Annotated in this window: 10 protein-coding genes; 6 read left to right on the top strand and 4 right to left on the bottom strand. The window is 64.3% G+C overall.

Annotated elements, in window-relative coordinates:
* The first annotated feature begins 4 nt into the window (after positions 1-4).
* Together JSS27_20280 and JSS27_20275 are read left to right on the top strand one after the other, a co-directional pair.
* Positions 5-3,085 carry an efflux RND transporter permease subunit gene (locus JSS27_20280; protein MBS0211290.1) on the top strand — a complete coding sequence of 1,027 codons (3,081 nt, stop codon included), beginning with the start codon at positions 5-7 and terminating at the stop codon, positions 3,083-3,085.
* A gap of 213 nt (positions 3,086-3,298) precedes the next feature.
* Complete coding sequence (locus JSS27_20275) at positions 3,299-4,861, top strand: TolC family protein (GenBank protein ID MBS0211289.1); 1,563 nt, start codon at positions 3,299-3,301, stop codon at positions 4,859-4,861.
* 157 nt (positions 4,862-5,018) lie between these two features.
* On the opposite strand, the gene JSS27_20270 is transcribed toward JSS27_20275, so the two are convergent.
* On the bottom strand, positions 5,019-6,488 hold the full coding sequence (locus JSS27_20270) for a sulfatase (protein MBS0211288.1): 1,470 nt from the start codon (positions 6,486-6,488) through the stop codon (positions 5,019-5,021).
* A 298-nt stretch (positions 6,489-6,786) separates the two neighbouring features.
* Positions 6,787-7,056: a hypothetical protein gene (locus JSS27_20265; protein MBS0211287.1), complete on the bottom strand. Its 270-nt coding sequence runs from the start codon at positions 7,054-7,056 to the stop codon at positions 6,787-6,789.
* Between the two features lie 111 nt (positions 7,057-7,167).
* Between JSS27_20265 and JSS27_20260 the strand changes: the two genes are divergently transcribed.
* On the top strand, positions 7,168-7,770 hold the full coding sequence (locus JSS27_20260) for a hypothetical protein (protein ID MBS0211286.1): 603 nt from the start codon (positions 7,168-7,170) through the stop codon (positions 7,768-7,770).
* A gap of 17 nt (positions 7,771-7,787) precedes the next feature.
* On the top strand, positions 7,788-8,699 hold the full coding sequence (locus JSS27_20255) for a dihydrodipicolinate synthase family protein (protein MBS0211285.1): 912 nt from the start codon (positions 7,788-7,790) through the stop codon (positions 8,697-8,699).
* A gap of 222 nt (positions 8,700-8,921) precedes the next feature.
* Here JSS27_20255 and JSS27_20250 read toward each other — a convergent pair whose 3' ends face one another.
* Entirely contained in the window at positions 8,922-9,797 is an 876-nt protein-coding gene (locus JSS27_20250) for an amidohydrolase family protein (GenBank protein ID MBS0211284.1), read from the bottom strand.
* A gap of 299 nt (positions 9,798-10,096) precedes the next feature.
* Here JSS27_20250 and JSS27_20245 point away from each other — a divergent pair, with 299 nt between their 5' ends.
* Together JSS27_20245 and JSS27_20240 are read left to right on the top strand one after the other, a co-directional pair.
* On the top strand, positions 10,097-10,885 hold the full coding sequence (locus JSS27_20245) for a phytanoyl-CoA dioxygenase family protein (GenBank protein ID MBS0211283.1): 789 nt from the start codon (positions 10,097-10,099) through the stop codon (positions 10,883-10,885).
* Between the two features lie 140 nt (positions 10,886-11,025).
* Entirely contained in the window at positions 11,026-11,877 is an 852-nt protein-coding gene (locus JSS27_20240) for a tetratricopeptide repeat protein (GenBank protein ID MBS0211282.1), read from the top strand.
* A 174-nt stretch (positions 11,878-12,051) separates the two neighbouring features.
* Here JSS27_20240 and JSS27_20235 read toward each other — a convergent pair whose 3' ends face one another.
* Positions 12,052-12,609 carry a Uma2 family endonuclease gene (locus tag JSS27_20235; protein ID MBS0211281.1) on the bottom strand — a complete coding sequence of 186 codons (558 nt, stop codon included), beginning with the start codon at positions 12,607-12,609 and terminating at the stop codon, positions 12,052-12,054.
* Positions 12,610-12,655 lie beyond the last annotated feature (46 nt).

Below are 12,655 nucleotides of genomic sequence, written 5' to 3'. Positions count from 1 at the left end.
GCGCATGAACTGGCTGGTCTCCACTTCGCTCCGGCTTCGCTACGTCGTCCTGGCGGCGTCGTTGGCGTTGATCGTGTTTGGCATTCCGGTGCTGAAGACCACGCCGCTCGACGTGTTTCCCGAGTTCGCGCCGCCGCTGGTCGAGATTCAAACCGAAGCGCCGGGCCTGTCGACCGAGGAAGTCGAAACGCTGATCAGCATGCCGCTCGAGAACGCCCTGACGGCCACGCCGTGGGTCAAGACGATTCGCTCGAAGTCGGTGCTCGGGCTTTCGTCGGTGGTGCTGATCTTTCAGGACGGCACCGACCTGATCCGCGCGCGGCAATTGGTGCAAGAACGCCTGGCGATCGAGGCCGGCAAGCTTCCCGCCGTGGCCCGGCCCCCGGTGATCTTGTCGCCGTTGTCGTCCACGAGCCGCGTGATGAAAATCGGCGTCACGTCCGACACCATGTCGCAAGTCGAGCTGACCACGCTGGCCCGCTGGACGATTCGTCCGCGGCTGATGTCGATTGCCGGCGTGGCCAATGTGGCCATCTGGGGCCAGCGTGATCGGCAGTTCCAGATTCGCGTCGATCCCGACCGGTTGCGGGCGCACGGCGTGACGCTCGACGCGGTGCAACGGGCCGCGGCCGACGCCACCCAGTTGATCGGCGGCGGGTTCGTCGACACGCCCAACCAGCGGATCGCCATTCGCCAACAGACCGGCATCTACCGCGCCGAGGACTTGCGTGACACGGTGGTCGACTATCGCACCGGCTCGCCGTTGCGACTGGGCGACGTCACCGAGACGGTCGAGGGCTTCCCCACGCCGATCGGCGACGCCGTGATCAACGATCGCCCCGGCTTGCTGTTGATCGTCGAGAAGCAGCCCTGGGGCAACACGCTCGACGTCACCCATCAGGTCGAACAGGCGATCGAGGCCCTGAAGCCGGGGCTGGGCGACATCACGCTCGATCCCTACATCTTTCGCCCCGCCACGTTCATCGAGCGCTCGCTCGTGAACCTGTCGCACGCCATGGCGATCGGCTGTGTGCTGGTCGTGGCGATCCTGGTGGTGTTCTTGTACGATTGGCGCACGGCCCTGATCAGCCTGACGGCGATTCCCTTGTCGTTGATGGCGGCGGCCTTGATCCTGCACTTTCGCGGCGGCACGCTGAACACGATGGTCCTCGCGGGCCTGGCGATTGCGTTGGGGGAAGTGGTCGACGACGCCATCATCGACGTCGAGAACATTCTCCGCCGGCTGCGGTTGAATCGCGAGCTGCCGCAGCCGCTGCCGGCGTACCAGGTGGTGCTCGACGCCTCGCTCGAAGTCCGCAGCGCCGTCGTCTATGCCAGCCTGATCGTGACGCTGGTGTTTATTCCGGTGTTGTTTCTCGACGGCGTGGCCGGGGCGTTCTTTCGCCCGCTGGGCATCGCCTACATCCTGGCCATTGCCGCTTCGTTGGGCGTGGCGCTGACGGTGACGCCGGCCCTGTCGCTGCTGTTGCTGCCCGGCGCGCCGCTGGAACATCGCGACGCGCCGATCGCGCGCTTGCTCAAACGAATCTACGGCGGTCTGCTGCCGCCGCTCGTCTCGCGTCCCAAGTTGGCAATCGGGCTGATTGTCGTGACGTTCATCGCCACGGGCGTGGCCTTGTCGCGGCTGGGGGAAGAGTTCCTGCCTAACTTCCAGGAAACCGACTTTCTGATGCACTGGGTCGAAAAGCCCGGCGCGTCGCTCGACTCGATGCAGCGAATTACCATGCGCGCCAGCCGCGAGCTGCGCGCCGTGCCGGGCGTGAACCATTTCGGCTCGCACATCGGGCGGGCCGAAGTGGCCGACGAAGTCGTGGGGCCGAACTTCACGGAGCTGTGGATCAGCGTCGACCCCGACGTCGATTTGCCCACGACCGTGGCCAAGGTCCAGGAAATCGTCGACGGCTACCCGGGCTTGTACCGGGACTTGCTCACCTACCTGAAGGAGCGGATCAAGGAAGTCCTCACCGGCGCGGGGGCCACGATCGTCGTCCGCACCTTCGGTCCCGACCTGACGGTGTTGCGCACCAAGGGTGAGGAAATCAAGGCCGTCATTGCCGACGTGCCAGGGGTGATCAACCTGAAGCTCGAAGCGCAAGTCTTGGTGCCGCAGATTCAGCTCAAGCTCCGCCCCGACGCGACGGCGAAGTTTGGCTTGACTCACGGCCACATTCGCCGCTCGGTCGCCACCCTGATTAAAGGGACCAAGGTGGGCGAACTGTACGAGAATCAAAAGAGCCTGGACGTCGTGGTGATCGGCGTGCCCGAGTTGCGAACCGATCTGGCGGCGCTGGCGCGATTGCCCATCGACCTGCCCCTGGGCGGGCAAGTGCCGTTGTCGGACGTGGCCGAGTTGCAAATCACGCCCGCGCCGAACGAGATCAAGCGCGAGTCGGCTTCGCGCCGACTGGACGTGACGTGCAACGTCCAGGGGCGCGACCTGGGGGCCGTGGCCCGCGAGATCGAAGAGCGTGTCAAAAAGCTCTCGTTCCCGCATGAGTACCATCCCGAGTTCCTGGGCGAGTACGCGGCCCGGGCCGAGTCGCAGCGCCGGCTGTTGTCGCTGACGGTGGTGTCGCTGATTGGCATCTTGCTCATGCTGCACGTCGATTTCAGCTCGTGGCGCTTGACGCTGCTGGTCTTCCTGACGATTCCGTTCGCCTTGGCCGGCGGCGTGGTCGGCGCGATCTGGCAAGGGGGAACCCTCTCGCTCGGATCGCTAGTCGGCTTCGTCACCGTGCTGGGGATCGCGGCCCGCAACGGCATCATGCTGGTCAGCCACTATCGCCACCTGGAACAAGTCGAAGGGGTGTCGTTCGGCGTCGAGTTGGTCCTGCGCGGTGCCCAGGAGCGCCTGACACCCATTTTGATGACCGCGCTGGCGACGGGGTTGGCCTTGGTGCCGCTGGTCATCGGGGGGAACAAACCAGGTCAGGAAATCGAGTACCCGATGGCGGCCGTCATCTTGGGCGGACTGGCGACCTCGACGCTGTTGAACCTGTTCCTGATGCCGCCGATCTATTTGGCCTTTGGCGGCGAGCGTCGCGCCGAGTCCCCGGCGGCCTAATGCCAGCACTGCTGGCGCATCAAGGGTTAATTTCACGTGCTGTCAGCGTCGCACCGGTGCAGTCGCCACGCTTCCCGCGACGAAGAACAGATCAGGAGACTTTGCGCTCTGTAGCGTTTCTGCCGGCAAGGATGCCGTGGCGCAGGAGCTGCGCGCAGAGAATTAGCATCCCATCGCGGTTGCGGTAGCGCGTTGCTGACAAGGACGTCGGGCATGTCGTGGCGAGGATGGATCTCGGTGGGGCTACTGACGCTCGGCGGTTGCCGCGGCGCTGCGCCGAACGTGGCCGAGCTGACGCCGCCGATGGTTGTGTTGCCGGGGGATTCAACGCCCGTTGCGCCTCTCCCCACCGCGACCAACATTCAGTTGGCCAGCCACACCAGCGAACCAAGTTTGACGTTCATCACGCCGGCGACGATCCCCATGCCCGCCGCGCCGACGCCGCTTGCGCTTCCGCCGAGTGGGCCAGTGGTCGTCCCCGCGCCTGAACGGGTGCCGGATCCGACGCCACGGTTAAATCTGTTTCAGGCCATCGAGACCTCCCTAGCCCAGAACCCAGACCTGACCACGCTCCGCCGCAACGAAGGGGTGAGTCGCGGCGCGCTCGGCGTGGCCCAGACCTACCCGTTCAATCCCTTCGTCCAGGTTCAGGCCACGCCGCTGCAACAGGCCACCACCGGCGGCGCTGGCACGGTCTATCACTATGTGCTGCTGATGCAGCAGTTGCAGTTGGGCCACCAGCAGCGCTTCCGCGAAGAGGCGGGCATGGCCGCGCTGCAAAGCGTGCGCTGGAACATTCTGCAGGCCGAGTTGAACAACGTGGCTCAGACGCAGCGACTCTATTTCATCGCGTTGTACCAGCGTGCGCTCGCCGAGCTCATGCAAGCCACGGCCGATTTGAACCGCGAGCTGCTCGACACCCTCGAAAAGCAAAAGCAGCTCGGGCAGGCATCCGGCGCCGACGTGGCGATCGTCCGGCTCGATGCCCACGGCACGCGGCAACAAGCCGAGCTGGCCGTGGCCAATTACCAGACGGCGCTGCTGGACCTGCGCCGGCAGTTGAACCTGCCGCCGCAAGCGCCGCTGGCGCTCGACGGCGACTTGCGCGCCTGGCGATGGGAGGCGCTCGACAGCGAGCGCGTGGCCCGGGCGTTGTGCGCCAGCCCGCAACCGACGACGATCGCCAATGCCGAACTGCTGATCGTCGACTTTGCCACGCGCCGGCCCGACGTGATGGCGGCCCGCGCCGACGCGTCGGTGGCGCGGGCCAACGCCAACGTGGCCCGCGGCTCGTTGCGACCCGACTTGCAAATCGGTCCTTATTACCAGCGAACCGAAAGTGGCACAACGTACTGGGGCTTTCGCGCCCAGTCGGACATTCCCGTCGTCAATACCGGCATGCCACTCGTGCGCCAGCGCGAAGCGGAAGTGGCCCAGCGCTCGGTCGCCTGGCAACAGCTTGAAGCGAGAGCGCAAGTTGAAGCCGCCGCCGCTGTCGATCGTTACCAGCGGGCGCATCGCCTAGGGGCGCAGTCGCTCGTGGCGCTGCAAGAGTCGCTGCCCGGCGAGTTGCGCCGGCTGGAAGAACAGTTCAAAGCGGGCGAGGTTGATATCCTGCGCGTGGTCGCGGCCCGGACCAGCCTGATCAACTTCCAGCGCGCCCACCTCGACAGCCTGAACGAGCTGGCCCAGGCCGCGGCCGTCGTGACCCAGACCACGGGCCTGCCTCCCGAGACGATTCTGAGCGAACCAGCCCCGCCGGCCGTGCAGAAGTAACGGCGACGCAGTCATCCGCGCCGCCATATCGTGGGTGGCACGTCCCCAGCGCAGCGCAGGGCGTGGTGAAGCACGAAAAAAACGCCGTCACCTGTACGCGCCTCCCCACGCCCTGCGCTTCGCTTGGGCGTGCCACCCGGAATGCCAGAACGGCGCTCTATCGAGCCGCCGTGCGCTGCGGCGGCCGCGCGGGACGCTCGGGTTGAGTCTCACGTGCCGGGTCGTAATCGGGGTTCGGCGTTGGCATCTGGGCCCCGACTTCGCGGCGCCAATCGGCCAATTGCTGGCGCAGTTGGGCCGCCCGCTTTGGTTCAATCTTGGCCAAGTCGCGCGTCTCGCCGACGTCGTTCTTCAAATTGTAGAGTTCGACGTGGTGGTCTTCATAGAACTCGACCAGTCGATAATCCCCCACGCGAATCGCCCCGTACGGCGTCGCGCCGCCGGGGTGATAGTGTGGGTAGTGCCAATACAACGGCCGCGCGAGCTCCTTGGTCTCCTGCTTGAGCAAGGGCGTGATGTCGCGACCGTCGACCGGCGCTTTACTTGCCTTCAGTCCCAGCGCGCTCATCACCGTGGGCAACAAGTCGATCGTCATCACTGGCACATCGCACGTCGAGCCGGGCTTGATCACCCCCGGCCAGCGCACGATCAGCGGCACCCGCACGCCTCCTTCATAGGCCGAGCCTTTGCCGACGCGCGCCGGCTGATTGCCGGTGACGTTAATCAGCCCGCCGTTGTCGCTGGTAAAGATCACAATCGTCCGGTCGGCGACGCCTGTTTCGTCGAGCTTTTTGAGCACGCGCTCGACATTGACGCTCATGTTGTCGACCATGGCCGCGTAGCCCGGATTGTTCTGCTGGCCGGCGGTGGGTTGCTTGCCGGCCTTCTTGTTGGCGGCGTCGGTTGCATAGCCTAGCTTGTCATCGTACTTCTTCTTCAAGTCCGGCGGCGGCTGAATGGGCGTGTGAACCGCGTAGTTGGGCAAGTACAGGAAGAACGGACCCTGACGATTCGACTCGATGAACTTGCACGCCTCGTCGCCCAGCCGATCGGTCAGGTACTCGCCGGCCGGACCATCGGCCAGCGTCGGAATGTTGTAGGGCGAGAAATAGCTGGGCGGCTGGCCGCGATGATCGCCGGCAATCGCCACGTCAAAGCCCTGCCGCGACGGCTCGTACCCTTCGCCCCCCAGGTGCCATTTGCCGATCATGCCGGTCGCATAGCCGGCGTCGCGCAGATACTCGGCCAGCGTCACCTCTTCGAGCGGCAGATACTTGGTCCAGTCAGGGATCTTCAGCTTGGCCCACGGTCGCACGTGGCCGGCAATCCAATCGGTGACGTGCAGCCGCGCCGGGTAGCGACCCGTGAGTAAAGCTGCCCGCGACGGCGAGCAAACCGTGCAGGCCGAGTAGGCGTGGGTGAAGCGCATGCCTTGCGCGGCCAGTCGATCGACGCCGGGCGTCTCGTAGACCTTGCTCCCCATGCAGCCCAGGTCGGTGAAGCCCTGGTCGTCGATCAGAAAGGCGACGACGTTCAGCGGCGGTTGCGACGTGCCGGCGCTGGCTCGTTCGGCCGCGACGGTCCACGCCACCAGGGCGAGCGCAAAGCAACAACCGGATCGCAGCATGGCGGGCAGCTCCTGGCAACCACAGGGGACAGCAACGCGCGAATCATGGGACGCATCAATGATGACGCGCCGAGCAGAGCGCGTATTCTGCTTGTCGCAACCGGCCAGGTCAATTTGCGACGGGCAATTTTGGATGCTATGACAAAGGCCCGCCTTCGAGACTCTATCGGGGGGAATGATCCTTCGGGAGCCGCCGGTGTTTCCTCACCTCGCTTGTTTCGCCGCAGTTTTGTTGAGTGCTGGGATGGCGCTCGGCGTCCAAGCCGATGAACCCCGGCTCCAATGGCAGCGGCTGCCTTCAATACCCGATCGGCAGGGCTTTGCCGGCTCGTTCGCCGGCATCAGCAATGACCACCTGATCGTCGCGGGGGGCGCGAACTTCCCCGACAAGAAGCCTTGGGAAGGGGGCGAGAAACGCTGGTACGACAAAGTTTTTGTGCTTCCGATGCAGGACGGCTCTCAGTGGGTTGACCCTCACCATCAACTTCCCGGTGAGATTGGATATGGCGTGAGTATTACCGCGAACAATGCTCTGATCGGCATCGGGGGAAGCAACAGCTACCAACATGTACGGCATGTATGGAGGTTCAGGTACGAGCACCATGGCGAGTCGTTTCGAGCCAGGATTAGAAAGCTGCCCGAGTTGCCGACACCTTGCGCCAACGCCTGCGGAGCGTTGGTGAGCCGCCGCCGAATCTATGTCGCCGGAGACACTGAAACTCCCACGGCAACCAAGGCAATGCACACGTTCTGGTCGCTTGACCTCGACAACCTCGATCCTGGGTGGCGCGCCTGGCAGCCTTGGCCGGGGCCCAAGCGAATGCTGGCTGTGGCCGGCTCCCACGACGGCAAGTTCTACCTGTTCGGCGGCGCGGCCTTGGACGCCGGCCCCGACGGCAAGCCGGTGCGCCGCTGGCTGACCGACGCCTATTGCTATTCACCCACCGACGGCTGGCGGCGCTTGGCCGATCTGCCCCGTCCGTGCGTGGCGGCCCCTTCGCCGGCGGTGACGACCGGGGATGGTAAGCTGCTGATCCTGGGTGGCGACGACGGCCGACAGTTGACCGTGCCGCACGATCAGCATCAGGGCTTTCCCCGCGACGTGCTGGTGTACGACGTGAAGACCGATCGCTGGTCGCGCGGCGACGAGGTGCCGTTCTCGCTGGTCACCACGCCGGCCGTGATCGACGGCGATACGATCATCGTCCCCGGGGGCGAATCGCAGCCGGGCGTTCGCTCGACCGAAGTCTGGCAAGGACGTTTCGTAACCGACGACAAATAGCAGGAAAGTCAAACGCGATGAGCAAGCCTCTGACTGGTGTGTTGCCGATCATTCACACGCCATTCCTCGATAACGATCAGCTCGACTTCGCAACCTTCGCGCGCGAGATCGACTTCATCTATGCCTGCGGCGCGCAGGGTTTTGGCATCGCGATGGTGTCGGAGGTGCTGCGTTTGACGCCGGCCGAGCGCGTGGCCCTGACCGAAGCCGCCGTCCAGGGAAGCCGCGGCCGCGGCGCCGTCTTTACCAGCGTGGGGGCCGAGAGCATCGAGCTGGCCGTGCAGTTGACCCGCGCGGCGGCCCAGGCCGGGTGCGACGCGGTGATGGCCGCGCCGCCGCTGTCGGCGCGCCTGGGCGAAGCGGCGCTCGTTGACTACTACCGGGCCATTGCCGACGCGGTCGACATTCCGGTGATCGTACAAGACGCGTCGGGGTACGTCGGCCAGGCGATCCCAATGGCGGTCTACCTGCGGCTATTAGAGCGCTATGGAGACCAGAAGATTCAATTCAAGCCCGAGGCCGCGCCGATCGGGCCGAACTTGTCGGCCCTGCGCGACGCGACCGGAGGCCGAGCGAGGATCTTCGAAGGCTCGGGCGGAATGTACCTGGTCGACAGCTTCCGTCGTGGCATCGCCGGCACCATGCCGGGGGTCGAGTTGTTGGATGGCATTGTCGCCTTGTGGCAAGCATTGGTCCGCGGCGACGACGCGACCGCGTACCGGGTGGCGTTGCCCTTGAGCGCGCTGGTCGCCTTGCAGTTGCAAGCCGGCCTGGACGGGTTTCTGGCCATCGAGAAGTACCTGCTCGTTAAGCGGGGCATCTTTGTCAACGAGCGCCGCCGAGCGCCGTATTCGTGGTCACTCGACAAGGAAACCGCCGCCGAAGTTGATCGGCTGTTCGCATTGCTTAGCGCTGCGATTGTCAAGTAACGGCGCATCGATCAATCGAGACGCACAGTGGCGAGACCGATCAACACCCCTCCCTTTTAGGGAGGGGCTGAGGGAGGGTAAAGACGCCGAGTACCAAATGGCTTAGCGCTCAGAGTTGCGCGATATTGCGCAACATCCATCGGCCTGCAACGCGTTTACCCTCACCCGCTTCGCTGCGCTCGCGACCTCTCCCTGAAAGGGCGAGGTGTTGAAGCTGTCGCTTCAAGGGGCAAAGAACACGCGCTCGGCGGTGTTGCACAAGATGGCGTCGCGCTCGCTGGCGCTCAGGAAGTCGAGCCGGTCGCGGATCAGGGCAATCGATTCGCCGTAGGTGTGCCCTGGCTTGACCTGGAAGGGGCAATCGCTGGCCCACATCAACCGACTGGGGGTGAACGCCTCGCAGAGCCGGCGAATCATCGGCGCCAAGTCATCATAGGGTGGCCCCTTGGGGCTCAGCGCGTAAAAGGCCGAGACCTTCACGTGCAGCTTCTTGTGCCGCGCCATGCCGCACAAGAAGTCGACGTCCTTGGCTTCGATCGTGCCGCTCGTGCCGATCCGGGCGCAATGGTCGATGACCACCGTTGTCTCAGGAAACTTATCACACATGCGGTCGATGCTCGGCAGATTGTGCGGCCCCACCAGCGGGCAAATTGCGAGTCCCTGTTTGGCCGCGTAGCCCCACATCACCTGCAAGCCGGCCGATTCGAGCCCGTCGTCGCCGGACTGCTGGCGCGGCGTGATGCGAAAGCCGCGCACGCCTTGCTCGGCCAGCTTGCCCATCGCCACGTCAGGGTGGGGGACGGTCGAATCGACGATACCAACGCCGGAGAAAACGCCGGGGAACCGCCGCATGGTGTCGAGCATGTACGAATTGTCAAAGCGGTAGAAGCTCATCTGGATCAGCACGATCCTCTCCACGCCCGCCGGGCGAGCCAGGGCCAGCAGCTCCTCGGGCGTAAAGCTAGCCGGCTTCATGTTCTCTTTCTTGAAACCCTCGGCCAGCGGGTAGCGCTCGGTGTCGGGCGTCCAGACGTGAACGTGAGCGTCAATCGCGCCAGGGAACTTCGGCGCGTCAGCGGCGCGGGCGGTTTGAGTCATCGGCAAGTTCGCTTTCGGCAACAGCGCGCTCAGCAGCGCGCCGGCAGTGCAAGTAGCCCCGGCGCGAATGACATCGCGGCGGGTGTGAAGCTTGGGAGAGCGCGGTTCGTGCGAGGCGGTCATGGGGCGGATCCTGCTGCTTTGGTGGGAATGACGCCCATGCTAACTGCGCCGACACACAAAAGCACGCACCGCGGCGGTCCAGATTTGCAACCGCCTCGGCCTGCGTTAAGCTGAACGTCGCCCGCCGGCGCGAGCGACGCGTACCGGTGAGCCGTTTACCCCCCAGGAGGATCGCCGTGGCCGCCACGACCAGCACAATTACAGAACAACAAGTTGCCGCGTATCGTCGCGACGGGTACATCTTGCTGCGCTCGCTGTTCGCGGCCGACGAGATGCAATTGCTGTTGGACTATGCCCGGCGCGATCCGGCGCTGCAGTCGGCGGCTTACGCCCGCAAGGACGCCTCGGGGGCCGAGACCAAGTTGGCCCTCTGGAATCACGCGGGGGATGATCTGTACAGCCTGTTCGCCCGCTCGCCGCGGATTGTCGATCCGATGACGCAGCTCTTGGACGACGAGGTCTACCTGTACCACATGAAGATGATGCTCAAGGAGCCGCTGGTGGGCGGGGCCTGGGAATGGCACCAGGACTATGGCTATTGGTACAACAACGGTTGCTTGTCTCCGCGGATGGCCAGTTGTCTGATCGCCGTCGATCGGGCCAATCGAGAGAACGGCTGCTTACAAGTCTTGCGCGGCACGCAACAGTTGGGCCGGATCGACCACGGCAAGAGCGGCGAGCAAACCGGCGCCGACATGGAACGGGTCAACGCGGCGCTCGAGCGGCACGAGTTAGTCTATGTCGAATGCGAGCCGGGGGACGCGCTGTTCTTCGACGCGAACCTGTTGCACCGATCCGATCAGAACCGGTCGCCGAATCCGCGCTGGTCGTTGATCTGCTGCTACAACGCCCGATCGAACGACCCTTACAAGGAATCGCGACATCCGCGTTATTCGCCGCTGGCCAAGGTGGGGGACGATGCGATTCGCAATTGGGGGCGTGAGCAACTGGCGGCCAAGAGCTAGTTCAGAAGTTACACGCATCGGTGGGTGGCACGTCCCAAGCGCAGCGCAGGGCGTGGTGCATCGCCACGGAAACATTGGGCTGGTACACGCTTCCCCACGCCCGAGGAGGGCGTGACGCCCGGACAAACCAAGGACAAGTGATGCTTCGCATACTAGTGATCGTGTCATTGAGTCTGCTTTGCGTGGCGGCCCAGGCTGCCGACGCTCCTGCCGTCGACGAACTGATTGCCACGGCCGTGCAGAAATTCCGTTCCGGCAAAACCGACGAAGCGATCGCGCTGGCCACGCAAGCCACCGCGGCGGCGCCGCGGGAGAGCCGAGTGTGGCTGTTGCGGGCCGCGATTTACGAGCGGCAGCACAAGTTTGACGAGGCGATTGCTGACTTGACCCGCGCGATCCAGCTCGAGCCCGACCGGCCCGACGGGTATCAACTCCGCGGCGTCAATCACTTCAAGGCCGGCCACATCAACGAATCGATCGCCGACTTTGACCGGTTCATCGAGCTGCGGCCCGAGCAGGACGCCCATCATTGGCAGCGCGGCATCTCGTACTATTACGCCGGCTGCTACAGCGACGGGCGCAAGCAGTTCGAGCGGCATCAAACAGTGAATCCGCAGGACGTCGAGAACGCCGTCTGGCATTTTCTTTGCACGACGCGTGAATCAGGTCTGGCCGAGGCGCGGAAGCATTTGATCCTGATCACGCGAGACTCGCGGGTGCCGATGGCCGAGATTCAGGCCCTGTTCGCCGGCGAAGGAACCGAGGCGGCGGTCCTCAAGGCCGCCGAAGCGGGCGACCCGCCGGCCGCGCGGCGGAATGAGCAGTTGTTCTACGCCCACTTGTACCTGGGGCTGTATTACGAGGCGACGGGCGACGAAGCCAAAGCGCGCGAGCACATTCTTACCGCGGCCGACAAGTACCCGTCGGAACACTATATGGGGGACGTGGCGCGCGTGCATGCCGCCCGCCTACGCGCGGCTGAGAAGAAGTAGTCGCTAGAGCAGCTCTCAAGAGACTGTTGCGTGGGTGGCACGTCCCAAGCGCAGCGCAGGGCGTGGGGAATCGCCCATCAAATATCGGGGTCGGTACATGCTTCCCCACGCCCGAAGGACGGGCGTGCCACCCAGACGCTAGACCGTGGCGAGAAGCGATCTAGTTCGCGGCGTTTACGCGAACAATTGCGCGACTGGAACCGCAAAGCCTGGCAGCACCTCGGGCAGCGTCAACGTCTGCTCGCGAGTGAGCTGCACTTCCGGCGCATCGGGCGAAAAGATGGTTACCAGTTCGCGCTCGACGTCGACGACGCACACGCGAAGTACCCCCGCCGTTAGGTATTCGGCTACCTTGGCAAGAACTTCATTTCGCCGATCGCTAGGGGATAGCACTTCTAAGACCAACTCAGGCAAGACGTTGAAGTAGCGAGTGGGCAAGGGGCCTTGCGGAACGCGCTGGTAACTGAAGAACGCAATGTCTGGTCCACGTACCGTGTCAGGCTCGTGTCCCGTGATCACGCCCGAATCATTACCCGCCAGGCGTCCAAGGGGATGGTCCTTGAGAAATGCTTTGAGTTCGTAACCGACATTCAAGCAAACTTCACCGTGACGCGGAGCCGGCCGGTTCATCATCACAATCTGCCCCCGCACCAATTCCGTCGGATAGCCCAGGTCCGGCAGTTCGCCGTACTCTTCGGCGGTCAGCAACCGTGTTCGATCGATGATGGCCATGACAATTTGATCGGCAATTCAAAAGGTTCGGCGACTGGCAGTTAGT

The organism is Planctomycetota bacterium (genome assembly GCA_018242585.1).
In the GTDB taxonomy this organism is placed as follows: Bacteria; Planctomycetota; Planctomycetia; order Pirellulales; family PNKZ01; genus JAFEBQ01.
This window is presented reverse-complemented; position numbering and strand designations above follow the sequence as displayed.

Bases quoted from the DNA above. Each gene is read 5' to 3' on its own strand.
- JSS27_20265 (MBS0211287.1), bottom strand. From the start codon at position 7,056: ATGTTGGTAGCTGTTGCTTCCCCCGATGCCGATCAGAGCATTGTTCGC.
- JSS27_20250 (MBS0211284.1), bottom strand. From the start codon at position 9,797: ATGACTCAAACCGCCCGCGCCGCTGACGCGCCGAAGTTCCCTGGCGCG.
- JSS27_20235 (MBS0211281.1), bottom strand. From the start codon at position 12,609: ATGGCCATCATCGATCGAACACGGTTGCTGACCGCCGAAGAGTACGGC.
- JSS27_20270 (MBS0211288.1), bottom strand. From the start codon at position 6,488: ATGCTGCGATCCGGTTGTTGCTTTGCGCTCGCCCTGGTGGCGTGGACC.
- JSS27_20240 (MBS0211282.1), top strand. From the start codon at position 11,026: ATGCTTCGCATACTAGTGATCGTGTCATTGAGTCTGCTTTGCGTGGCG.
- JSS27_20275 (MBS0211289.1), top strand. From the start codon at position 3,299: ATGTCGTGGCGAGGATGGATCTCGGTGGGGCTACTGACGCTCGGCGGT.
- JSS27_20280 (MBS0211290.1), top strand. From the start codon at position 5: ATGAACTGGCTGGTCTCCACTTCGCTCCGGCTTCGCTACGTCGTCCTG.
- JSS27_20255 (MBS0211285.1), top strand. From the start codon at position 7,788: ATGAGCAAGCCTCTGACTGGTGTGTTGCCGATCATTCACACGCCATTC.